Genomic DNA, 22,877 nt, shown 5'->3' on the forward strand with positions numbered 1-22,877 from the left:
CCCGATTACAGCCGCAGCGCGTAGTGCGCGGCGCCGAGCAGCGCCGTCCGCGGCTCGAGGGCGACGTGCACGGGGATCTCCTCGACCACGTGCCGGAAGCGTCCCTTGTCGAGGTAGCCGCGCGGGAAGACCTCGCGCAGGCGCGGCAGGATCTTCGGCGCGATCCCGCCGCCGACGTAGACGCCACCGTAGGTGAGCGCGCGCAGCGCCATGTTGCCGGCCTCCGCGCCGTAGAGCTCGCAGAACATGTCGAGCGCCTTGCTCGCGAGCGGCTCGTTGCGCGTCAGCGCCGCCTCGGAGATCGCCGCTCCCGGATCGCCCGTCGCGATCTGCTGCTCGAGCCAGTCGGGCGCGGGCGCGAACCCGGTGTCGCGTAGGAACTCGTAGATCGAGTGCAGACCGGGGCCGGAGAGCACGCGCTCGTAGCTGACGTGGTCCCTGTGCTTGTCGCGCAGGTAGCGCAGCAGCCCGATCTCGAGGTCGTTGCGCGGCGCGAAGTCCGCGTGCCCGCCCTCCGACGCCATCGGGTGGTGCTGGGCACCGTCGAAGAACAGGTAGGCCTCGCCGAGCCCGGTGCCGGCGGCGATGACCGCGATGTGCCCCTTGCGCGCCGGGGTGCGCCCCGGGTGCAGCACCACCAGATCGTCCGCCGGCAGCGACAGCATGCCGTACGCCGTCGCCTCGAGGTCGTTCAGCAGCTTGACGCGCGGCGTGCCGAGCTTGTCGGCGAGCAGGCGCTCGTCGAGCGTCCACGGCAGGTTGGTGGTGCGGACGCGCCCTTCGAACACGGGCCCCGCGACGTCGAAGCACGCCGCGTCGATCTTCTCGGGCGGCCCCTCGGCGAGAAACGCGTCGAGGATCTCCTCGAAGTTCTCGTGCGCGCGGCTCGGGAAGCTCTTCTCCCGGATCAGCGCGAAGCGCTCCTGACGCTCGCGGAACAGCGCGAGCAGCGTCTTGGTCCCGCCGAGATCGCCGGCGAGGATGGTTTCCGTCGTGCTCAAGCGTTCACCTCGTCGACCAGACGGCGCGCGATCTCCAGGCTCGAGCGGTAGACCGCGTCGTGGCCGAGGTCGGCCATCTCCTGTGCGACCATCGCCGCGCGGCTGCGCGACGGCACGATCACGCCGTGCGTCGGCGTGCCGCGCGACGCGATCGCGATCCGCTCGCCGCCGTGGCACACGACGCGCACCTCGGTCGGGTCCTGTTGCTTGCCCCAGCACAGCCGGGTCGCGAACGCGTCGGGCGGGTCCGCGTCGCCCGGCCGCGTCACCGCGCGCACCTCGATGGGGGTGCGCGTGGTGAAGATCCACTCGAAGCGGCGCGGCCCGAGCCGCCGCGCGCTCTGCACCTTCCAGCGCAACCGATCGGCGAGCCAGCCGACGAGCAGCCACGCCTGCGGACCGGTCCGCGCGCCGTGCTCGACCTCGACCTCGAGCAGCGTGTCGAGCGCGCCCGGCGCGACCGCGGGATCGAGCGCCTGGCTGACGAGGCTCCGCCACGGTCCGAGACGCGTCCAGGCGAGGTCCGAGACGCCGTTGCCGCGCGGCACGCCCGCGGACCACGTCGCGGTGTCGACGAAGGCGCGCTCCTGATCGTCCCACTCGAGGCTGTCGAAGATCACCTGGCTCGCGACCTCGGCGAGCTCGCGGAACAGCTCTCCGCCGCGCGACGGCGGCGTCGCGCCCGTCCACCAGAGCGCCGTCGGCAGGTCGCCCAGGATCAGCGGCCGCACGACCGACGGCAGGCGGCGCAGCATCCGGTCGGACGACGTGATCACGACGTGCTCGGAGCATACCTGACGTCCGCCGTCGCCGAGGTGGCAGAGCGCCGAGACGTACGCCTCGACCTGGTCTCCGTCCTTCGCCGGGTCGACGACCAGCATCAGGACGCGCGACGGGTGGTGCTCGACGAGCGGGACGATCTCGTCGCCGAGGCGCGAGGCGGCGTCGCGATCCGGCGCGAAGACGATCAGGTTCGACATGCAGGCGCGCGTCACCGGCGCGGCGTCCGCGCCGGCCGGCGGCTCGCTCCACATCGCGGTCAGCTCGCGCTCGATCTGCTCGATGTCGACGGGCTTCGCCGGGTACGCGGTGAAGCCGGCCGCGTCGACGCTGGGCGCGGGCTCGCTCACAGCGTTCTCCACTCGCGGCCGTCGTCCTGGATCAGGCGCTCCGCCTCGACCGGGCCCCACGTGCCGGCCGGGTACTCCGGCAGCCACTTCGCGCCGCTCTCCTGCCAGGCGTCGAGGATCGACGTCACCCAGGCCCAAGACGCCTCGACCGCGTCGCGGCGCATGAACAGCGTCGCGTCGCCCGCCATGACGTCGAGCAGCAGCCGCTCGTAGGCCTCGGGCGACTGGTCACCGAAGGTCGCTCCGTAGCGGAAATCCATCTTGACGGGATAGATCCGCACCCGCGGCCCAGGCATCTTGGTGGCGATGCGCAGCGACAGCCCCTCGTCGGGCTGGATGCGCAGCACCAGCACGTCGGGCTCGAGCGGCGCGCTGGCGTCCGTGTTGAACAGGATCGACGGCACGGGCTTGAACTGGATCGCGATCTCGCTCGCGCGCTTCGGCATGCGCTTGCCGGTGCGCAGGTAGAACGGAACGCCCGCCCAGCGCCAGTTGTCGATCCACGCCTTGATGGCGACGTAGGTCTCGGTGGTCGAGTCGGGTCGGACGTTGGGCTCGCGCCGGTAGCCGGGGACCTCCTCGCCGTGGTGGAAGCCCGGTCCGTACTGCGCGCGCACGACGTGCTGCCCGACCTCCTCGGGCCGGATCGGCCGCAGGCAGTTCAGGACGCCCATCTTCTGATCGCGCACGACGTCGGCCGACATCGAGAACGGCGGCTCCATCGCCGTCAAGCAAAGGAGCTGCAGGATGTGGTTCTGCATCATGTCGCGCAGCGCGCCCGCTTCCTCGTAGTAGCCGGCGCGCGTCCCGACGCCCTCCTCCTCCGCGACCGTGATCTGCACGTGGTCGATGTACTTCTGGTTCCACAGCGGCTCGAAGATCGAGTTCGCGAACCGCAGCACCAGGATGTTCTGCACCGTCTCCTTGCCGAGGTAGTGGTCGATGCGGAACACCTGACGCTCGTCGAACACGCGCGCGACGTCGTCGTTGATCTTGCGCGCGCTCGCGAGGTCGTGGCCGATCGGCTTCTCGACGATGATGCGCGTGAACGGCTTGCCCGGCTCGAGCGGCTGCACGAGCCCCGCCGCGCTCAGCTGGTCGACGCAGGTCGCGATCATGCTGGGCGGCACCGACAGGTAGTAGATCCGGTTGCCGGGGATGCCGCGCGCGGCGTCGACCTCCTCGAGCTTGCGGCGCAGCGTCGCGTAGCCCTCGGGGTCGTCGAGGTTGCCCTTGGCGTGGAAGAGCCCCTGCTCGAAGTCCGACCAGTGGCTCGTCTCGAGCGGGCGGCGCGAGTACTTGGCGACCGCCTCGCGTCCGAAGGTGCGGAACGACGCGTCGTCCATGTCGCGCCGCGTGAAGCCGACCACCGCGAAGCTCGCCGGCAACAGGCCGTCGAGCGCCAGGTTGTAGACCGCCGGCAGGAGCTTGCGCCGCGTGAGATCGCCCGCGGCGCCGAAGATCACCAGCGTGTTGGGCTGCGGCACCGAGACGCGGCCCAGGCCGGCCGCCAGAGGATTCTGTTCCAGGACGTCGACCATGTTGCCTCCCGGCCCGGTCGTGGGCCGCTTCGCCCTCCGTGCCGGTCAGCCGCCGGACGGTCGCTCGAGGTGACCGCCGAACTGGAAGCGCATCGCGGAGCAGATCTTCTCGGCGAACGTGTGGTCCTGGCGCGAGCGGAAGCGCGCGTACAGCGCCGAGGTCAGCACCTCGCACGGCACGGCCTCCTCGATCGCCGCCATGATCGTCCAGCGTCCCTCGCCCGAGTCCGACACGCGACCGCTGAACTCCTCGAGCCCCGGGCTCTCGGCGAGCGCGCGCGCGGCGAGGTCGAGCAGCCACGACGCGACCACGCTGCCGCGCCGCCACACCTCGGCGACCGCCGCGACGTTGATCTTGTAGTCGAGGTCGTGGTTCATGCGCGGCGCCGTCTCGGCGTCGACCGACGTCGGGCGCGTGTCGATGTCCGCGTTCTTCAGGATGTCGAAGCCCTCGGCGTACGCGGCCATCAGCCCGTACTCGATGCCGTTGTGCACCATCTTGACGAAGTGCCCGGCCCCCGCGGGTCCGCAGTGCAGGTAGCCCTCCTCCGCCGTGCCGAGCTTCTCCGCGCCGGGCGTGCGCTCGATGTTGCCGCGTCCGGGCGCGATCGCCTTGAAGATCGGATCGAGATGCTTGACGGGCTCGGGCTCGCCGCCGATCATCAAGCAGTAGCCGCGCTCGAGGCCCCAGACGCCGCCGCTCGTCCCGCAGTCGATGTAGTGGATGCCCTTCGGCAGGAGCTCCTTGGCGCGCCGGCGGTCGTCACGGAAGTACGAGTTGCCGCCGTCGATGATGATGTCGCCCTGCTCGAGCCGCGGCGCGAGCTCGTTGATCACGGTGTCGGTGACCGCGGCAGGCACCATGATCCACGCGGCGCGCGGCTTCTCGAGCTTCTGCACGAACTCGTCGAGGTTCGCGGCCCCGGTCGCTCCTTCCTTCACCAGGTCGGCGACCGCCTTCTGGTTCTGGTCGTAGACGACGCAGGTGTGCCCGGCGCGCATCAGGCGCTTGACGATGTTGAAGCCCATCCGTCCGAGACCGATCATGCCCAGCTGCACGCTGTCCTCCTTCTCCGCGAACGCCTGAAGGCCGCCGACGCGGCCGATGCCTTCACCGCCGCTTCCGCCGCGTCGTGGCTCGCTTGCGCGGGGTGGCCTTCGCCGCCGCGCGCGCCGTCTTGCGTCCCTTGGCCGCCGGCCGTCCGGCGCTCGCCGAGGCGCCGGCACGCTTCACGCTGGCGGACGCGCTCGCCCGCTTCGCGGCCGCAGGCGTGCTCGCTCGCTTCGTGCCGACCGACACGCTCGGTCGCTTGACGCTCGCAGCACGCTGGCCGCGCGCGCCGCGTCCGAGCTGCTTCAGCGCCGCCGCGACCACGTTCTCCGGCGTGAAGCCGAACTTCCGCATCAGGTCCTTGATCGGCGCCGACGCGCCGAACGTCGTCATGCCGATCGCGTGCCCCGTCGGACCGATGTAGCGCTCCCAGCCGAACGTCGACGCCTGCTCGACTGCGACCCGCGCCGTCACGTCGGGCGGCAGCACCTTGTCGCGGTACTTCTGCGGTTGACGCTCGAAGAGCTCCCACGACGGCATGCTGACGACGCGCGCCCCGACGCCGCGCGCGATCAGCTGCTCGTACGCCTCGACGCACAGCGCGACCTCGCTGCCGCTCGCGATCAACAGCACCTCGGGCTTGCCGCCCGGCGCGTCCGCGAGCACGTAGGCGCCCTGCGCGAGCCCCTTCGGCGACGCGTACTTCGTGCGGTCGAGCGTCGGCAGCGCCTGGCGCGACAGGACGAGCGCCGCCGGCTCGTGACGCAGCTTCATGATCACGCGCCACGCCTCGGTGACCTCGTTCGCGTCGCACGGCCGGATCGTGATCAGACCCGGGATCGCGCGCAGCGACGGCAGCTGCTCGACCGGCTGGTGCGTCGGACCGTCCTCGCCGAGCCCGATCGAGTCGTGCGTGAAGACGTAGATGACCGGGATCTCCATCAGCGCCGCGAGGCGCAGCGCGGGACGTCCGTAGTCCGAGAAGATGAAGAAGCCGGAGCCGAACGGCCGCACCTTGGAGAGCGCCATGCCGTTCAGGATCGCGCCCATCGCGTGCTCGCGGATGCCGAAGTGGAGGTTGCGTCCGCCGTAGGAGCCGGCCTCGAAGTCGCCGGCGCCCTCGAAGGTGAGGCGCGTCTTGGTCGACGGCGCCAGGTCCGCGGCGCCGCCGATCAGCCACGGCACCGACTGCGCGACCGCGTTCAGCACCTTGCCCGACGAGTCGCGGCTCGCGAGCCCCTTCGGATCGGCCGGAAACGTCGGCAGGTTCTTGTCCCAGCCCTCGGGCAGCTGACGGTGCTGCATGCGGTAGAGCTGGTCGGCGAGCTCGGGATAGTCCTTCTTGTAGCGCTTGAAGGACTCCATCCACTGCTTGCGCAGCTCACCGCCGCGCTTGCCGACGCCCGCGGCGAAGGCCTCGCGCACGCCCTTCGGGATCAGGAACTTCGCGTCCTCCGGCCAGCCGTAGTTGCGCTTCGCGAGCCGGATCTCGTCCTCCCCGAGCGGCTCGCCGTGCGCCGCCGAGGTGTCCTGCTTGTTCGGCGCGCCGTAGCCGATGTGGCTGTCGACGATGATCAGCGTCGGGCGGTCGTTGGTCTGCTTGAAGACCTCGAGGGCGCGCGTGAGCATCTCGACGTCGTTCGCGTCGCCGACGCGGGTGACGTTCCAGCCCAGCCCGACGAAGCGCGTCGCGACGTCCTCGCTGAAGGCGAGCGCCGTGTGGCCTTCGATCGTGATGTGGTTGTTGTCGTAGATCCAGCAGAGGTTCGACAGCGCGAGGTGCCCGGCGAGCGACGCGGCCTCGTTCGAGATGCCCTCCATCAGGCAGCCGTCGCCGCAGATGGCGTACACGTCGTAGTCGAACATCGTGTAGCCGGGCCGGTTGAAGTAGCTCGCCATCCACTTGCCGGCGATCGCCATGCCGACGCTGGTGGCCACACCCTGGCCGAGCGGCCCGGTCGTGGTCTCGACGCCCGACGTCCAGCGGTACTCCGGATGCCCCGGGCACTTCGAGTCGAGCTGGCGGAAGCGCTTGATGTCGTCGAGCGTCACCGCCGGCTTGCCGACCGTCTCGTACTGCGCGTTCACCGCCTTCACGCCGGCGAGGTGCAGCAGCGAGTACAGCAGCATCGACGCGTGGCCGTTCGACAGCACGAAGCGGTCGCGATTCGGCCAGATCGGGTCGTTCGGGTCGTAGCGCAGGAAGCGCTGCCAGAGCGTGTACGCCACCGGCGCGAGCGCCATCGGGGTGCCGGGATGTCCCGAGTTCGCGGCCTGCACCGCGTCCATCGACAGCGTGCGGATTGTGTTGATCGCGAGCAGGTCGATCGACGGCGCTTCCTTGACCGGCTCGCTCGCCGCGCGCACGCGCTCGACCGCCGCTTCGTGCCCCGCCGATGGTTTCACTTCGTCCACGCGTGCACCGCCCCCACGCGTCGCGCTCGTCGTCCGTGCCATCTCGCCTCTCTCCCCCGCCGCCTGGCGGCCATCAGCGCACCCGATCGCGCGCGCGTCGCTACGCCGCCTGCAGCATGCGTCGCTTGCTCTCGATCGTGGCGATCAGCTTGTCGAACGGGTCGATGAACTTCTTGATGCCCTCGCGCAGGAGCTGATCGGTGACGTCCTTCATCGAGATCCCGACCGCGTCGAGGGTCGACATCACCTCGCGCGCGTTCGCCAGGTGACGCTCCCAGCCCTCGGCGAGACCCGGCGACGGCTTGCCGTTCTTGCGGTACTCGACGAAGGTCTCCTCGGGGATGGTATTGACGGTGTCGGGCGCGATGAGCTCGTCGACGTACTTGGTCTTCGGGTACTTCGGGTTCTTGGTGCTGGTGCTCGCCCAGAGCACGCGCTGCGTCTGCGCGCCCTTCGCGGCGAGCGCCTTCCAGCGGTCGGTCGCGATCAGCTGCTTGTAACGCTCGTAGGCGAGGATGCCGTTCGCCACCGCGACGCGGCCGAGCAGCCCCTCGATCTGCTTGCGCTTCGCGGCGTCGGTCGTCGTCTCGAGCAGCTTCTCGAGCTTCTCGTCGACCAGCGTGTCGATGCGGCTGATGAAGAAGCTCGCGACGCTCGCGACGCGGCCCGGATCACGTCCGCTCGCGGCGTAGCGCTCGAGCCCTTCCATGTAGGCGTTGGCGCACGCCTCGTAGGCGTCGACCGAGAACAGCAGCGTGACGTTGACGCTGATGCCCTCGCTGATCAGCTGCGTGATCGCGGGCATGCCCTCGGGCGTGCCCGGGACCTTGATCAGGACGTTGTCGCGGCCGATCAGGCGGTGCACACGCCGCGCGTACTCGACGGTGCCCTTGGTGTCGTTCGCCAGAGCGGGCGCCACCTCGAAGCTCACGTAGCCGTCGCGGCCGTTGCTCTCGTCGTACACTCCATGGAGCATGTCGGCCGCCCACGAGATGTCCTCGATCGCGAGGCGCTCGTAGATGTCGACCGCGGTGCCGACGCCCTGCAGGACGAGCGCCTTCATGGCGTGCTGGTAGTCGCTGCTCTCGACCACCGCCTTCTCGAAGATCGCCGGATTCGACGTGATCCCCCGCAGCCCGTCGTTGTCGATCATCGACTGGAGCTGCCCCGACGTGATGATCCCGCGGCGGATGTTGTCGTACCAGATGCTCTGACCGTACTTGCGAATCTCCAACAACGGGTTGCTCATGGCGATCTCCTCACGCGCTCGCCGATCGACGTCGCGTGCAATTCATCGCTCGTCCGCACGACGCCGGCTCGGCGACTCGGCGGCGAAGGTCATCGATCCGTTCATCGGCACCGAACGCGAAACGCCCGAGCCGAGCGCCGCCGCGCAACGCACGACCCGGCCGGGCATCGAAGGCGCGGTGGCGTTGCAGAGCAAAGGCCGTGATACGCTCACGCGGTCCGCGGCGAGACCGAGATACACCCCCAGAACTGGCAGGCTTCGAGACCATATTCAAGGAACGAGCAGCGGAGGAGGACGTGATGAGCCACGGCGCAACCGCGCACGGCGCCCGCGGGGATGCGCGCCCGCACGGGGGACCGCAGCTTCTCCTCGACGATCCGCACGACCGCGAGCTGGTGGCGAACGTCCACCCGTCGGACTGGGTCAATCCGCAGCCGGCGCGGCGCTACAACCTCGTCGTGCTCGGCGCGGGGACCGCGGGGCTCGTCTGCGCGGCGGGGGCCGCCGGGCTCGGCGCGAAGGTCGCGCTCGTCGAGCGCGATCTGATGGGCGGCGACTGCCTGAACGTCGGCTGCGTCCCGTCGAAGTGCCTGATCCGCTCGTCGCGCGCGGTCGCCGACCTGCGCTCCGCGGGCGAGCTCGGCGTGCGCGTGCCGCCCGGCGCCGAGGTCGACTTCGCCGCGGTGATGGAGCGGCTGCGCCGCATCCGCGCGCGCATCAGCCCGCACGACTCGGCGCGCCGCTTTCGCGACGAGCTCGGCGTCGACGTCTTCCTCGGCAGCGCGCGCTTCGTCGCGGAAGACGCGGTGCAGGTCGACGGCAAGGTGCTGCGCTTCAAGCACGCGGTGATCGCGACCGGCGCGCGCGCCGCGGCGCCCGAGATTCCCGGGCTCGCCGAGGTCGGCTACCTGACCAACGAGAGCGTGTTCGCGCTCACCGAGCGCCCGCGCCGCCTCGCGGTGATCGGCGGCGGCCCGATCGGCTGCGAGCTCGCGCAGGCGCTTCGCCGCCTCGGCTCCGAGGTGACGCTGCTGCACGACCGCACGCGCCTGCTGCCGCGCGACGATCCGGATGCGGCCGAGGTGCTCGAGCGCGCGCTCGCGCGCGACGGCGTCGAGCTCCTGCTCGGCGCGCGCGTGACCCGCGTCCTCCGCCGCGGTGCGGACAAGGTGCTCGTCTGGGCGACCGACGACCGCAGCGGCGAGCTCGCGGTCGACGAGGTGCTCGTCGGCGTCGGACGCGCGCCGAACGTCGAGGGCCTCGACCTCGAGCGCGCCGGGATCGAGTGGGACGAGCGCCGCGGCGTCCACGTCGACGACCAGCTGCGCACCGCGAACCCGCGCGTCTTCGCGGCGGGCGACGTCTGCATGGAGCGCAAGTTCACGCACGCCGCCGACTTCGCGGCGCGCATCGTGATCCAGAACGCGCTCTTCCGCGGCCGCAAGAAGCTCTCGGCGCTCACCATCCCGTGGTGCACCTACACCGATCCGGAGATCGCCCACGTCGGGCTCACCGAAGAGGAAGCGCGCCGGCGCGGCGTCGCGCTGACGACCTTCGTCGTCCGCCTCGCCGACGTCGACCGCGCGATCGCGGACGGCGAGGAGGACGGCTTCGTCAAGATCCACGTCGCACGGGGCAGCGACCGGATCGTCGGCGCGACCATCGTCGCGCGCCACGCCGGCGAGATGATCAGCGAGATCACGACCGCCATGGTCGGCAAGGTCGGGCTCGGCACGCTCGCCAACGTGATCCACCCCTACCCGACCCAGGCGGAGGCGATCCGCAAGGCGGGCGACGCCTACAATCGCACGCGCCTCACGCCGACCGTGAAGCGTCTGTTCTCGGCCTGGCTGCGCTGGACGCGCTGAGCGCGCTCAGGCGTCGGTCCGCGTCTCGCGCGAGCGCATCGCCCGCAGCCGCCTGTGCAGCATCGCGCGCGAGAGGCCGAGGGCCGCCGCGGCGCGCGAGATGTTGCCGCCGTGCTCGCGCAGCACCTGCTCGATGTAGCGCTCCTCGAACTCCGCGCGCGCGACGCGCAGCGGCTGGATCGGCGCGCTCCACGCCGCGACGTCGGCGAGCGTCGCGGCCGCTGGCGAAGTCGGCGCCGACGCCTTGCCGTCGGACGTCTGCGACACGTTCGCGCTGGTCGCCGCGCGCGACGCAGGGGCCGCGGAAGGCACCGGGAAGGCACGCCGCCCGGCGCCGACGATCTTCGGCGACAGATGCGCGAGCGCGATGCGCTCGTCGCTGCCGAGCAGCGCCACGGCGCGCTCGATCTCGTTCTGCAGCTCGCGCACGTTGCCCGGCCAGTCGAAGGCGCACAGCGCGTCGAGCGCGGCGGGCTCGATGCCGATCGCCTCGCGCTCGCACCGCGCGCTCACGTTGTTCAGGATGTGCGTGACCAGCGCCGGGATGTCCTCGCGGCGCTCGCGCAGCGGCGGCAGACGGATCGGGAAGGCGGCGAGACGGTAGTAGAGGTCCTCGCGGAAGCGTCCCTCGCGCACCAGCGCCTCGAGATCGCGGTGCGTCGCCGACAGGATCCGCACGTCGACCTTGCGCGGGCGCGTGTCGCCGACCGGAACGATCTCGCGCTCCTGCAGCACGCGCAGCAGCTTCACCTGCATCGCGAGCGGCATGTCGCCGACCTCGTCGAGCAGCACGGTGCCGCCGGCCGCGGCCTCGAAGAGCCCGACGTGGTCCTGGTGCGCGCCGGTGAACGCGCCGCGCCGGTGGCCGAAGAGCTCGCTCTCGAGCAGCGGCTCCGGCAGCGCGCCGCAGTTGATCGGCAAGAACTTGCTGCGGCTGCGCGCGCTCGCCTGGTGGATGCCGCGCGCGACGAGCTCCTTGCCGGTCCCGGTCTCGCCCTGGATCAGCACCGTGATCGGCGACGCCGCGGCGCGCTCCATCAGGCGGATCACCTCGCGCATCGCCGTTCCGGAGCCGACGATGTCGGGGAAGCGCTCCTGCAGCGCGAGGTCCTGCCGCAGCGTCGCGACCTCCTCGCGCAGCGTCTCCTGCGATTCGCGCATGCGCGCGTAGAGCCGCGCGTTCTCGATCGCGACCGCGATGCTCGCCGCGAGCGTCTCGAGGAACCACAGGTCGGCGTCCGTGAAGCGCCGTCCGCCGCGCTGGTTCACCACCTGGACCACGCCGATGCGTCCCTGTCGCGTGGTGAGCGGGACGGTCAGCATCGGCCCCGTCTGCGAGCGCGTCTTGAGGTCGATCTGGCGGTAGAACTGCGGCGCCGCCGACGCGTCGTCGAGCCGCAGCGACTTGCCCGAGCGCAGCACCGCACCGGCGTGCCCGAGATGCGCCGGGAAGCGCGTGCGCAGGAGCTCTTCCGCGACCGACGCGCGCTCCTGCGCGACGTAGGGGAAGTAGAGCTCGTTCGTCGTCTCGTCGAGCAGCAGCACGGCGGCGCCGTGCGCGCCGAGCACCTCGCGGCACTTGGCGACCACGAGCGGGATCAGCTCGTCGAGATCGGTGCGCTCGGCGAACGTGCAGCCGAGCTCGTACAGCAGGCGCAGACGCGATTCCTCGATCGGACCCGCGGGCGCCGACGTCGCGCTCGACTGCGCTTGCGGCTTCATGCGGCGGCGCCCTCCGCGAGGCGTCGCTCGAGTCGGCGCACCCAGCCTGTCGCGCCCATGCGCGCGTACAGATCGCGCGCCGCGCGCAGCTCGTTCGCGGCGCGCACGTGGTCACCCTCGAGCCGAGCGAGCGTCGCGCAGTGCATCCGCACGACCGCGTCGAAGCTCGTCAGCCCGTCCGCCGCGATCAGCTCGTGCACGCGCGCGAGCGCGACCTCGACCTCGTCGGCCGCGGCGGCGCCCTTGGTCTCGAGCAGGACGTAGACGCGCGCGAGCTGCGCGATGCACTCGTAGAGCCCGACACCACGCTTGCGCGCCACCTCGATCGCCTCTTCCGCGATCGACAGCGCGACCGCGCCGTCGCCGCGCACGATGGTCGCGAGCGCCAGGTCGGCGAGGATGCCCGCCTCGCCCTGCAGCGCGACGCCGTGATCGCGCGCGAACAGCAGCACGCCGTTCAGGATCCGCGCCGCGCTACGCGCGTCGCCCCGCAGCAAGTGCGCGCCCGCGATGCCCCAGTACGCGAACACGCGCACGAACGGGCTGCCGAGGTACTCGGCGAGCTCGACCGAACGCTGCGCGCGCAGGAAGGCCTCCTCCGCATCGTCGCCCAGCATGCGCGTCACCACGGGATCGAAGCTGTACACCTGGCACAGCAGCTCGACGTCGGCGTTGCGCCACGCGATGTCCGCCGCCGCGCGCAGCTCGTCGCGCGCCTCCGCGGGACGTCCCATGTCGACGCACAGCATGGCGTGCATGAAGCGCAGATAACCCACCGCCCTGCTTTCCGGGCTCAGCATGCCGCGGGCGACGTCCTCGAGCAGGCGTTCGCAGAGCGCGAGCGCTTCGCGGAAGCGTCCCGCGGTGATCGCCGCGTAGGTCAGGCTGATCCGCAGGCGCACCGTCAGGACGGGGTCGCCCGTCGCCTCCGCGAGCCGTGCTGCCTCGCGGTGCAGCTCGAGCGCTTCGACGATCTCGCCGATGAAGCCGCGCGCCTGTCCGTACGCGGCGTGCAGCAGCGCGAGCATGCGCGGGGTGGCGTCGCGCGTGGCGAGCGCGCGTGCCTCGGCGAACAGACGCGCCGACTCCTTGCTCGACATGCCGAGCCGCGCGCCGATCTCGAGCGCCTTGATGCGCGCCTTGATCCCGATCTTGCGAATCTCCTCCGAATCGGTCGCGCGCTCGGTCAGCGCCGCGAGCGCACGCCAGCGCCGCAGACCCTCGGCGAGATTGCGGCGCGTCGTCCAGGTCGCCGCGCGCTGCCCCCAGCGCGCCGCCTCCAGGAGGTCACCGGCGTTCTCCCAGTGATGGGCGATGAGCGACGCGCGCTCGTCGAGCCGTCCGGCGTAGACCTCGGTGCAGGCGCGCGCGACCTCCGCGTGCACCGCCGCGCGCTGCTCGCTGACCTGCGAGTAGTACGCCTCCTCCTGCATCAGCGGGTGGCGGAAGGTGTAGTGCCCCTCCTCGGGCGGCTCGCAGAAGGTGACGAAATCGGCGGCGCGCAGCTCGCGCAGCGAGTCCGCGAGCTCTTCCGCAGTGAGCCCCGTCACCCGGCGCAGCAGGTCGACGGAGAACGTCTTGCCGATCACCGCCGCCGCCTGCAGCACGCGCTTCTCGCGCGGCTCGAGAAGATCGATGCGCGACTCGAGCAGCGCCTGCAGCGACGACGGCAGCTGGGTCAACGTCCGGTTCGGTCCGAGCGCGTACGCGCCGCGCTCGCCGACGAGCACGCCGACCTCGGCGAGCATCGTGACCAGCTCCTCGATGAAGAAAGGATTGCCGCGGGTGCGCTCGCGGATCTCGGCGGTCAGCTCGGCGAGCGACGGGTCCTCGCCGAGCAGGTGGCGCAGCAGCTCGGAGGTCGCGCGCGGACCGAGCGGGGCGAGCTGGAGCTCCTGGTAGTACGGTAGCCGCGGCGCGCGCGTGCGGTACTCCGGACGGAAGTTCAGGACCACGAGCACGTTGGTCCCCGCGACCGTCTCGAGGAAGACATCGAGCAGCTTGCCGCTCGCGCTGTCGATCCACTGCAGGTCCTCGACCAGCAGGACCGCGGGCCCGCGGGCGCCGAGCGCGCCGGTCAAGCCGGTGAGCAGCGGCTTCAGCCGCTCCGCCTGGATCGACTCGGACTCGCTCGGGCGGTCCCCGACGCCGAGCAGCTCCGACACGAACTGCGCGAGCCCGACGGCGCCCTCGCCGAGCGCACGCAGGCGCTCCTCGATGCGCGCCCGCGCCGCCTCCTTGTCGTCCTCGATGCGGACGTCGAAGACGCGGCGCAGCTCGGTAATCAAGCTCAAAAACGGCGTACCGCGGAGATGCGACAGGATGCGCCACTGGTAGACCGGCACGCGCTCGGCGCGACAGCGCTCGACGAACTCCTGACAGAGGCGGCTCTTGCCGACGCCGACCTCGCCGCGCACGCCGATGATCGCGCCGCGACCGGCGCGAGCCTCCTCGAGGCCGCGCTCGAGAAAGTGCATCTCCGCGGTGCGTCCGACGAAGCGCGACAGCCCGCGCGAGCGCGAGCGCTCGAGGCGCGTGTGGTAGGCGCCGGCGCCGAGCAGCTCGTAGACGCGCAGCGGCGGACCGTTCTCGCACTCGCGCTGCTCGCCGACGTCGGCGAGGCGAAAGTAGCCGTCGACGAGGCGCGCCGTGCGCTCCGAGAGGAACACGCGTCCCGGCTGAGCGAGCCGCTCCATCGCCGACGCGAGGTGCACGGTGTGGCCGAGCGCGGTGTAGTTGGTCGGCCCCTCGCCGCCGAGCGTCGCCGCGACCACGTCGCCGGAGTTGATGCCGATCCGCACGCCGAGATCGACGCCGCGCGAGTCGCGCAGCTCGGCGGCGTAGCTCGCGAGCGACCGCTTCATCGCGAGCGCCGCGTGGCAGGCGCGCTGCGCGTGGTCCTCCTGCGCGACCGGCGCGCCGAACAGCGCCATGATGCCGTCGCCCGTGAAGCGGTTCACGACGCCGCCGAAGCGCTGCACGTTCTCGGCGAGGATCACGAAGAGCCGGACCATCATCCGGTACCACTCTTCGGGATCGAGGCGCTCGGAGATCGCCATCGAGCCCTGCACGTCGGCGAACAGCACCGTGACCTGCTTGTGCTCCGCGCGCAGCGGACCGCGCACGTCGCAGCGCCCGCCGCCCTGCTGCTCGACCGCGAGCGCCGCCATCGGTCGTCCGCAGCGGCGACAGAAGCGCGCACCGGCGGGGCTGTCCGCGCCGCACGCGAGGCAGTGGTCGAAGGATTCGTCCGGCGAATCCGTGCTGCGCTCTGCTGGAGTCATGCCCTCGGCGTCGACTTCGCCGCGCCGAGAGTAGCACTTTCCGGCCGCGAAGGCGTGGGAAGAATGACGGATTCCGCGCCGAAGCCGTGGCGGCGCGCGTCCGTGCGTGGCGCGGTTCGCGCGGCGCGTGTGGCCGTCCGCTCAGCGGTCGGCGGCGCTCTGCGCGGCGCCGAGCCGCTGTCGCACGGTCGCCAGATCGATGCCGCGGACGTGCACGATCTTGTCGCGGCCCGAGGTGCCGCGGACGAGCTCGACGCTCGACGGCTGCACGTCGAGCGCTTGCGCCAGCAGACGCTCGACCGCCTCGTTGGCGCGCCCCTTTTCGGGCGCGGCGCGCACCGAGATCCGCAGTGCGTCGCCGTGCAGGCCGAGGATCGCGTCGCGCTTCGCCCCGGGCACGACGCGCAGCTTGATCCGCACGCCGTCGCCGACCTGGCGCGCGTCGAGCTCAGGCGAGCTCATGCTTCGCGGTCGCCGGCCCGGTAGCCGCCGGCGCGTCCTCGGCCGGCGTCTCCGCCTGCGGCGCGGGACGCGGCAGCGGCGCCGCCTCGCCCGCGGCGCGTTGCGCGCGCGCCTCGGCCGGCGTCTCCTCGCCGAGGTAGAGGTTCGATTCCTTGTACTGGGTGATCGCGAAGCGGGCGAGCACGCCGATCGCCGCCGCGACCGGCATCGCGAGCAGGATGCCGAGGAAGCCGAACAGCGAGCCGCCCGCGAACAGCGCGAAGATCACCCACAGGGGGTGCAGCCCGATCCGATCGCCGACGAGCCGCGGCGTCAGCACGTAGTCCGTCAGCACCTGCCCCGCCATGAAGATGCCGAACACCACCAGGATCATGGTCCAGTCGGACCAGAACTGCAGCGTCGCGACGCCGACCGAGGTGACGAGCCCGACGAACGTCCCGACGTACGGGATGAACGAGATCAGGCCCGCGAGGAGCCCGATCGTGAGGCCGAAGTTGAGGCCGACGGCCGTCAGCGCCACGGCGTAGAACGCGCCCAGCGTCAAGCATACGGTCGCGACGCCGCGGACGTAGCCGGCGAGCACGTTGTCGATCGCCCGCGCCTGCGCGCGGATCGTCTCCGCGTGCTCGAGCGGCAGCCAGCTGTCGACCGTCTCCACGACCTTCGGCCAGTCGCGCAGCAGGTAGTACGCGACGAGCGGCGTGATCGACAGCAGCGTGATGACGTTGACGATGCGCACGCCGCGGTCGACGAGGCCGTTGAGCAACGTCGCGAGCAACCCGGCGGCGCGCTGCACGGCCGCCGCGAGCGGCGCCTTGAGCTGCTCGACGTCCCTCGGATCGAGCGACGCGAGCGCGCGCTCGATCAGCGAGCGTCCAAGGTCGAACAGCGCGACGAAGTAGTCCGGCATGCGCGTGATCAGGCCGGCGATCTGCTCGAGCACCGTCGGCAGCAGCAAGACGAAGATCAGCGTGCCGACGAAGAAGAAGCCGATGATGATGATCGCCGCCGCGATGCCGCGCGAGATGCCGATGCGCTGCAGCTGGTCGACGACCGGGTCGAGGAAGTACGCGATCGCCATCCCGAGGACGAACGGCAGCAGGATCGGGCTCAGCAGCCAGAGGAAGAGCAGGAAGCCGCCGAGCAGCAGCAGCCAGACGAGGCCTTGGCGCTGCACCGTGTTGCGCCGTGTCCGCTGCAGCCGTGCCATTCGGTCGAACTCTAGAGACTGCCGTCGCAGGCGTAAAGCGCGGGGCGCGTCGGTCTTTCCACCCGCGTCGTAAAGCGGCACACTCGCCCGGCCGATGGGGGAGGAGGAAGGCACATGGACGTCAGCAAGATCATCACGGCGCTGCTCGCCGGGATGCGGGAGATCTCGGCGTCGGAGACGGTGGTGGGCGCCCCGATCCGCTCCGGCGACACGACGATCATCCCGGTGAGCAAGGTGACGCTCGGCTTCGGCACCGGCACCGCGGGGTCGCGCAACGAGACCCCGTCGGGCGTCGAGTCGAGCGCCATCGGCGGTGGGTTGTCGGTCGATCCGCAGGCGTTCATCGTCGTCGACGGCGAGGGACGAGCGCAGCTCCTGTCGCTCAAGGATTCGCGCTCGGCGACGGTGCTGCGCGCGATCGAGCTCTTGCCGAGCGTCCTGCGCCAGCTCGGCCTGCCGCTGCCCGAAGCGTCCTCCGCGAGCGCCGCGCTGCCTTCCGACCGCGACGGCTCGGCCAGGGCCGAGAACGAGGATCAGGGCAAGCAACAGGACCAGGCCTGAGCAGCGCGCTCGCCATCGCGGGCGCGATCCTCGTCGCGCTCGCGCTCGTCGTCGTCCTGTTGCTGCTGCCGCCGGTGCGGCTCGCGCTGTGCGTGCGCGGCGACGTCGAGCGCGGCTTCGAGCTGCGCTTCCGCTGGCGTGCGCTCGGCGTCCTGCGAGGGAGCCGCGCGCTGCGCCGACGCCCGACGTCCTCGACGGTGACGCCGACGCCGCCCGAAGCTGCACCGTCGAAGCCGCCGCGGTCCGACGACGCGCGCGCGACGACGTCCGCCGACGCGAGCGCGACGCCGCGCGACACGCGCGAGAAACGCCGACCTCGCGGAACGACCGTGCACGAGCGAGCGCAACGTCTCGCGGAGTACGCCGCGCTTGCGCTGCGCGCGCTGCAGACCCGTGCCGTCGTCATCGAGCGCCCCCGCGGCTGGATCGAGCTCGCGCTCGACGACCCGGCGCAGACCGGACAGGCGTACGGCCTCGCCTGCGCGCTGCAGGCGCTCGCCGATCCCGAGCGCGCGGTGCGCATCATCCCGCGCTGGACGCTCGAGGGCTGGCTCGCGATCGATCTCAGGCTCGAAGCCCGCGTGCGTCCGCTGCGCCTCGTCCGCGTGCTGCTCGTGCACGAGTGGCGGCGGCGCCGCGCGCTTGCGGTCCATGAGCGAGTGCGCGAAGCGCCGCTGCATGCGGCATGAGGAGGAGCGGCTGCTCGCCTGCGCGGCACGGCGCTGCGGCGCCGCCCTCGTGGTGCCGGTCGTACGCGTGGTCGCCTCGTCGGTCGGCGCGGTCGCGTACACGGCGGAAGCGCAGGCGGTCGGTCTGCTGATCCGCGACGCGCACGGCGTCCGCTGGACGCCGCTCGTCCCCCTGCCCGACGACGTCTCGAGCTGGGACGCCTGGCTCGCCGCGCGGCCGACGCTCGTCGCCGAGCTGCGCGCCCGTCTTGAAGCAGGCGACGAATCGGGATGTTGATCGACTCGAGAACCACGCGCGCGGCGCGTGGCCGGAGGCAAACGTGAAGACGAGAATCGAAGGCTCCTTCGTCGCGCTCGCGATGGCGTGCGTCGTCGCGAGCGGGTGCTCGTTCTACTACAGCTCGCGCAGCATCTCGGACTCGGTGTCGGCGAGCGGCAAGAGCATCTCCGAGTCGAGCGAGAGCAGCTCGCCGTCGAGCGGCAACCAGCACGCGGCGTCGCTCTACCAGGAGGACGTGCGCGACTTCACCGCCGCGTACGCGAGCGGCGACGGCGACGTCGAGGGCTTCCAGCGCGGGCTCGCCGCGGTGGCGCGCCGTCACGGCATCACCGACTGGCAGGCGACGCCCGCCACCTGGATCGGCATCGGTGAGGGTCTGCGGCGCGCCGCCGCGTCGAGCGAGCGTGCGACCGCGCTCGGCGACGCGCTCGCCGGCGGCGACGTCGAGCGCCGGCGCGAGATCCAGCGCGGCTACGACGGCCAGGCCTGATCGATGCGCTGGTCTCGCGCGCCGCGGCGCGCTCCGACGCTGCTCGCGGCAGCGCTCGGCGCGACGCTGCTCGCTGCACCGTCGCTCGCGGCTTCCGAGCCTGCGGCGTTCTTCGACTACCTGCACGTCGAGGCCAACGAGGGCAGCGCGAGCGGCGGCCACGCCGCGATCCGCTTCGGCGACGAGACCTACCACTTCCAGTACCACCCCGAGGGCGTGCTGCGGCTGCACCGCGACGACGCGGACGGCTTCCTGCACGTCTACGGCGGCCTGCAGAACCGCGACGTGCACGTGCAGCGCGTGCGCGTCGCGCCCGAGACCGCGACGCTGCTGCGCCGCCGCTTCAACCATCGCTTCCTGCTCGAGGAGCAGCAGTTCGCGCTGCTCGACGCGCTGCGCGCCGACCGCGATCTGCTCGCCGCGCAGGCCGCAGGCTCGCCGCCCGTGCTCGCGGTTCCGGGAGCGGGCCTGTTTGCGAGCGCGCTCGACGCGGACGCCGCCGCGTGCGACGACGCGGCGCTCGACCGTGCGACGCTCGCCGCGCTGCGTGCGCGAATCGAGGAGCAGCACGGCGACCTGCTCGCGCGTCGCGCGCGCGAGACCCGGCGCGCGCTCGCAGAGCTTCGTCCGGTGGTCGCAGCACCGCCCGAGGACGTCGCGCCACACCGCTACCCGGCGAGCGCGCCGTCGCTCGCGCAGCGCACGATCGAGCTCCTCGCCGCCGAGGCGGCGCTCGACGTCCTGCAGCACGGCGCGGTGCTCGAGCCGCGCGTCGTACGCGCGACGTCGCTCCCGGAGACCGCGCTCGCCGCGGACGAGATCGAGGCGCTGCACGCCTGGGCGCGTCAGCTCGAGACGCAGCTCGTCGCGCTCGCGGCGTCGTCCCGCCCGGACTGGGGCGTCGCGCTACTGCTCGGCATGGCGCGGCTCGCGACGCTCGCGCGCAGCATCGCGAGCGGGCAGCTCGTCGTCCTCGACGCCTACCCCGAGGACGCGACCGTCCTGCCCGAGGAGCACGTGCGCGCCCACGCGCAGCACCTCCCCGCCCTGCTCGACGACGCCCGCGCGGACCTCACGGCCGCGCGCCGCGCGCTGGTCGCGACGGGTGGGGTTCCCGAGGCCAAGTACACCGCGCTCGAGACCGCGACCAACCGCTTCCTCGAGCTGCACGACGCGACGCTCTCGGGCGCGCCCCTGCGCGTCGCGCCGGGGCCGCTGCTGCCGGGGCGCAGCGCTCCCCGTCAAGCACCGACGCTCGAGACGGCGTCGAAGGAGCAGCTCGGGGCGCGTCTCGCGGCGCTCGAGGCCTCGCTCGCCCGCTACGAGGCGCGGCTGCGCGAGGTCTACGCCTACGACCTCGTGCGGCGCAACTGCGTGTCGGAGATCTTCCGCGAGATCGCCTTGGCGCTCGACGACGAGGGCGACGGCGGCGTCGCCAACGTCCGGTCCACGAATGAACTCCGCGCGCCGAGCTGCGCCGGCTCGCGCGCGCGCCTCGGCGGCTGCGTCGCGCCGGACGAGGGTCTGCACTTCATCCCGTTCGTCTCCGCGCGCGCGGTCGCGAGCGAGTACGACGTCGCCGCCAGCCTCGAGCTGCCGTCCTACCGCCGCGCGCGGCTCGAGGAGATGTACGCCCAGGAGAACGACCTGCTGGTCTTCCTGCGCGAGTCGAACGTGCTGACCTCGACGGTCTACGAGCCGAACGACGAGGACTCGGCCTTCCTCTTCTTCACCGACGACGCGGGACCGCTGCGGCCGCTGTTCGGCGCGCTCAACCTCGCCGCCGGCCTCGGCGCGGGCGCCGTCGGATTGGCGCTGCTGCCCGCCGGCGAGACGGACCTGGTGGTCGCCGGCCTGCGCGGCGCGCTGTTCAGCGTGCCCGAGCTCGCGTTCGTGAGCTTGCGCAAGGGCAGCTTCGCCTACGTGCCGCGCACGCCGCGCGTGGAGCCGCTCGCGGCGGACGCGGCTTCGCCTTCTGCTTCTTCCTCGTCCGGCGCGGCGCCGCTCCGCGAGCAGGGCTGACGCGCTCTTCGCCCGGGCCCGCGCTCTCGCGGACGTCGCGCTCGCGCCGACGTCGCACGCGTCCGGACACGACGCGACGCGGACGCCGAAGGCGTAACGGAGCGCGGCCCGGGACGAACGCCCCGGACCGCGCTCCGCACGACCTCGCTACCGCAGCGCGTCGAGCCGTCGCGCTACTGGATCACCAGCGCCGGCGCGAGCGCCGGATTGCCGGCCGCCTCCGCACCCTCGCGCGAGTAGAACGCCACCGAGCCCGGACCCGGCTTGTAGATGAACCAGGTCATGAACTGCTCGTCATTCGGGCCGAGGCCGGCCTTCACGTCCTCGGTGACGTCGATGACGATCTGCGTTCCGTCGGGCAGATCGTTGGTGACGACCGCGGGACCGCGCGCCGGCCCCTGCACCTTCTTGCCGCCCGTCTTCCAGCGGGCGACGCCGAAGCAGTCGGGCTTCTGGTTCGCGATGTTGGTGTCGGTGCTGCAGTTCCAGGTGACGCCCCAGCCGGTGCCCTTGGGATTGTTCGGCACCGGGTAGTTGTTGCCGTTGCCCTCGGCCCAGTCCTCGAAGCCGTCGTTGAGGCGCGCGGCGTACACCGGGCCGCCGCCGGCGGGCCAGCCCGAGGGCGGCGAGAACGGCGGTACGTCGAAGCCGTTGTTCGAGATGGTGAGGACGAGCTGCGCGCTCGTGACGTTCGCGAAGTCGACGTTGCGCACGTCGAAGCCGACCAGCGAGCGGATCTGCCGCTCCACGCGCAGCGTCAGGTTCGCGCCGTTGTTGCGGTTCTTCTGGAAGTGCAGGATGGTCGCGTCCTTGCCGACCTCACCGGGCGGCGGAGGCGGCGGGGGGTTCACGCAGTTGTCCGCGATGCCCGCGATCGAGTGCTCGATGTCGATCCCGTTCGCGAACAGCTGACCGACGAACGTGCCCCGCGAGCCGCCCGAGCCGATGTGGATCTCGCCGTTCGGCGCGAACACGTTGCCGATCCAGTTCGAGTTGCCGCCCGCCTGGAAGGCGTTCGCGCCGGTGGCGTGCGTCTCGAGGCGGAAGCCGCACGCGCCGCCGTTCGCGACCGTGACGTTGACCGAGCCCCAGCGCGCCGCGCCGCAGACGAAGACGCGCGTCCCGAACTGCGTCACCCTCAGCGTCGAGCCGTTGCCGGCGTTGATCGACTGGAAGAAGTAGTCGCCCGCGCCGTCGAGCGTGAGGTTGAAGCGGCCGCCGAAGCTGAGCGCGCCGTAGGTGCCCGGGCCGAGGGACAGCGACTGGTTGTTGCCGCCGCTGAAGTTCTGGCCGCCGGTCGGGCAGGTGAACGGCGTCGGTGCGGGCAGATCGGGCAACATGGGATCGCCGACCACGTCGCCGCCGACGGTCGAGTTCGAGCCCAGCGACAGGGTCGTTCCCGGCGCGCGGTAGACGGTTCCGAACACCGCGGCATTATTTTGTAGATTGACGTCGCCGCCGCTGCGTACGTCGCCGTCGATGGTCGCCCGCCCCTGCAGGCGCACGGCGTCACCGGTGACCGGATGCTCGTTGCGAGCGCCCACCAGGCCGACGATGTCGGAGTCGAAGCCGATGATCACGCCGTTCTCACCGAAGATGGTGTACGCCTCGATCGGCGGTCCGGCGGCGAGAACGCGTGTTGCGATCCCCACCAACACCATCCCAGCCAGCACCGCGGTCCATCGCGAGGTCCTCATGCACAACTCCCTGGGGCTCGTTGCTGCTTGATCAAGACGCTGACCCGCCCCTCCCGATGCGCACATCGGGATCTTGAGGCGAGGCCATAGCAGATGCGCGCGCGCCAGCGAATGTGGAATTTTGCCGCAGTCGCCTACGTTGACTCCCCGGCGAGCCGCAGCGACACCCGCACGCGCGTCCCGGCGCGGGCGGCGCTGGCGGCCC

Annotated in this window: 17 protein-coding genes; 6 read left to right on the forward strand and 11 right to left on the reverse strand. The window is 71.7% G+C overall.

Annotation, left to right across the window (positions count from 1 at the left end):
• Positions 1-5: 5 nt before the first annotated feature.
• From glk to tal, 6 genes are all read right to left on the reverse strand, one after another.
• Complete coding sequence (gene glk, locus VIS07_09415; protein ID HEY8515718.1) at positions 6-1,001, reverse strand: glucokinase; 996 nt, start codon at positions 999-1,001, stop codon at positions 6-8.
• Positions 998-2,131, reverse strand: coding sequence for a glucose-6-phosphate dehydrogenase assembly protein OpcA (locus tag VIS07_09420; protein HEY8515719.1), 1,134 nt, complete (start codon positions 2,129-2,131; stop codon positions 998-1,000). Before VIS07_09420 ends, glk begins: the two co-directional genes overlap by 4 nt.
• Positions 2,128-3,672 (reverse strand): glucose-6-phosphate dehydrogenase, encoded by a 1,545-nt coding sequence (gene zwf, locus VIS07_09425; protein ID HEY8515720.1) that lies wholly within the window; start codon positions 3,670-3,672, stop codon positions 2,128-2,130. The genes VIS07_09420 and zwf overlap by 4 nt, the downstream gene beginning before the upstream one ends.
• Before the next feature lie 45 nt (positions 3,673-3,717).
• Complete coding sequence (gene gnd / locus VIS07_09430; protein HEY8515721.1) at positions 3,718-4,731, reverse strand: decarboxylating 6-phosphogluconate dehydrogenase; 1,014 nt, start codon at positions 4,729-4,731, stop codon at positions 3,718-3,720.
• A gap of 52 nt (positions 4,732-4,783) precedes the next feature.
• Entirely contained in the window at positions 4,784-7,090 is a 2,307-nt protein-coding gene (gene tkt, locus VIS07_09435; protein HEY8515722.1) for a transketolase, read from the reverse strand.
• A gap of 148 nt (positions 7,091-7,238) precedes the next feature.
• Positions 7,239-8,387, reverse strand: coding sequence for a transaldolase (gene tal / locus VIS07_09440; GenBank protein ID HEY8515723.1), 1,149 nt, complete (start codon positions 8,385-8,387; stop codon positions 7,239-7,241).
• A 299-nt stretch (positions 8,388-8,686) separates the two neighbouring features.
• Here tal and VIS07_09445 point away from each other — a divergent pair, with 299 nt between their 5' ends.
• On the forward strand, positions 8,687-10,255 hold the full coding sequence (locus VIS07_09445) for a mercuric reductase (GenBank protein ID HEY8515724.1): 1,569 nt from the start codon (positions 8,687-8,689) through the stop codon (positions 10,253-10,255).
• Positions 10,256-10,261: 6 nt separating this feature from the next.
• Here the strand turns inward: VIS07_09445 and VIS07_09450 are convergent, their stop codons facing one another.
• The 4 genes from VIS07_09450 to VIS07_09465 form a co-directional block, all read right to left on the reverse strand.
• Positions 10,262-11,977, reverse strand: coding sequence for a sigma 54-interacting transcriptional regulator (locus VIS07_09450; protein HEY8515725.1), 1,716 nt, complete (start codon positions 11,975-11,977; stop codon positions 10,262-10,264).
• The gene (locus VIS07_09455; GenBank protein HEY8515726.1) at positions 11,974-15,147 is read right to left on the reverse strand and encodes an adenylate/guanylate cyclase domain-containing protein; all 3,174 of its coding nucleotides are present in this window, start codon (positions 15,145-15,147) and stop codon (positions 11,974-11,976) included. Before VIS07_09455 ends, VIS07_09450 begins: the two co-directional genes overlap by 4 nt.
• Positions 15,148-15,402: 255 nt before the next feature.
• The gene (locus tag VIS07_09460) at positions 15,403-15,723 is read right to left on the reverse strand and encodes a DUF167 domain-containing protein (protein HEY8515727.1); all 321 of its coding nucleotides are present in this window, start codon (positions 15,721-15,723) and stop codon (positions 15,403-15,405) included.
• Positions 15,710-16,933 (reverse strand): AI-2E family transporter, encoded by a 1,224-nt coding sequence (locus tag VIS07_09465; protein HEY8515728.1) that lies wholly within the window; start codon positions 16,931-16,933, stop codon positions 15,710-15,712. Before VIS07_09465 ends, VIS07_09460 begins: the two co-directional genes overlap by 14 nt.
• A 114-nt stretch (positions 16,934-17,047) precedes the next feature.
• Between VIS07_09465 and VIS07_09470 the strand changes: the two genes are divergently transcribed.
• The 5 genes from VIS07_09470 to VIS07_09490 are packed head-to-tail and all read left to right on the forward strand — an operon-like array spanning position 17,048 to position 20,975.
• A complete protein-coding gene (locus VIS07_09470; GenBank protein HEY8515729.1) occupies positions 17,048-17,494 on the forward strand; it encodes a spore germination protein GerW family protein in 447 nt (148 codons plus the stop codon).
• 59 nt (positions 17,495-17,553) lie between these two features.
• Positions 17,554-18,183, forward strand: a complete 630-nt coding sequence (locus VIS07_09475) for a hypothetical protein (GenBank protein ID HEY8515730.1) — start codon at positions 17,554-17,556, stop codon at positions 18,181-18,183.
• Complete coding sequence (locus VIS07_09480; GenBank protein ID HEY8515731.1) at positions 18,173-18,460, forward strand: hypothetical protein; 288 nt, start codon at positions 18,173-18,175, stop codon at positions 18,458-18,460. Before VIS07_09475 ends, VIS07_09480 begins: the two co-directional genes overlap by 11 nt.
• A 43-nt stretch (positions 18,461-18,503) precedes the next feature.
• Positions 18,504-18,953: a putative lipoprotein gene (locus tag VIS07_09485; GenBank protein HEY8515732.1), complete on the forward strand. Its 450-nt coding sequence runs from the start codon at positions 18,504-18,506 to the stop codon at positions 18,951-18,953.
• A 3-nt stretch (positions 18,954-18,956) separates the two neighbouring features.
• Positions 18,957-20,975 carry a hypothetical protein gene (locus tag VIS07_09490; protein HEY8515733.1) on the forward strand — a complete coding sequence of 673 codons (2,019 nt, stop codon included), beginning with the start codon at positions 18,957-18,959 and terminating at the stop codon, positions 20,973-20,975.
• Between the two features lie 173 nt (positions 20,976-21,148).
• Here the strand turns inward: VIS07_09490 and VIS07_09495 are convergent, their stop codons facing one another.
• Entirely contained in the window at positions 21,149-22,672 is a 1,524-nt protein-coding gene (locus VIS07_09495; protein ID HEY8515734.1) for a hypothetical protein, read from the reverse strand.
• Between the last annotated feature and the right edge of the window lie 205 nt (positions 22,673-22,877).

The organism is Candidatus Binatia bacterium (assembly GCA_036563615.1).
Lineage (GTDB): Bacteria > Desulfobacterota > Binatia > UBA12015 > UBA12015 > DATCMB01.

What these genes read in the sequence shown, in the direction of transcription:
- zwf (HEY8515720.1), bottom strand. Translation starts at nt 3,672, where the DNA reads ATGGTCGACGTCCTGGAACAGAATCCTCTGGCGGCCGGCCTGGGCCGC.
- tal (HEY8515723.1), bottom strand. Translation starts at nt 8,387, where the DNA reads ATGAGCAACCCGTTGTTGGAGATTCGCAAGTACGGTCAGAGCATCTGG.
- VIS07_09445 (HEY8515724.1), top strand. Translation starts at nt 8,687, where the DNA reads ATGAGCCACGGCGCAACCGCGCACGGCGCCCGCGGGGATGCGCGCCCG.
- VIS07_09450 (HEY8515725.1), bottom strand. Translation starts at nt 11,977, where the DNA reads ATGAAGCCGCAAGCGCAGTCGAGCGCGACGTCGGCGCCCGCGGGTCCG.
- VIS07_09455 (HEY8515726.1), bottom strand. Translation starts at nt 15,147, where the DNA reads ATGGCGGCGCTCGCGGTCGAGCAGCAGGGCGGCGGGCGCTGCGACGTG.
- VIS07_09460 (HEY8515727.1), bottom strand. Translation starts at nt 15,723, where the DNA reads ATGAGCTCGCCTGAGCTCGACGCGCGCCAGGTCGGCGACGGCGTGCGG.
- VIS07_09465 (HEY8515728.1), bottom strand. Translation starts at nt 16,933, where the DNA reads ATGGCACGGCTGCAGCGGACACGGCGCAACACGGTGCAGCGCCAAGGC.
- VIS07_09470 (HEY8515729.1), top strand. Translation starts at nt 17,048, where the DNA reads ATGGACGTCAGCAAGATCATCACGGCGCTGCTCGCCGGGATGCGGGAG.
- VIS07_09480 (HEY8515731.1), top strand. Translation starts at nt 18,173, where the DNA reads ATGCGGCATGAGGAGGAGCGGCTGCTCGCCTGCGCGGCACGGCGCTGC.
- VIS07_09490 (HEY8515733.1), top strand. Translation starts at nt 18,957, where the DNA reads ATGCGCTGGTCTCGCGCGCCGCGGCGCGCTCCGACGCTGCTCGCGGCA.
- VIS07_09495 (HEY8515734.1), bottom strand. Translation starts at nt 22,672, where the DNA reads ATGAGGACCTCGCGATGGACCGCGGTGCTGGCTGGGATGGTGTTGGTG.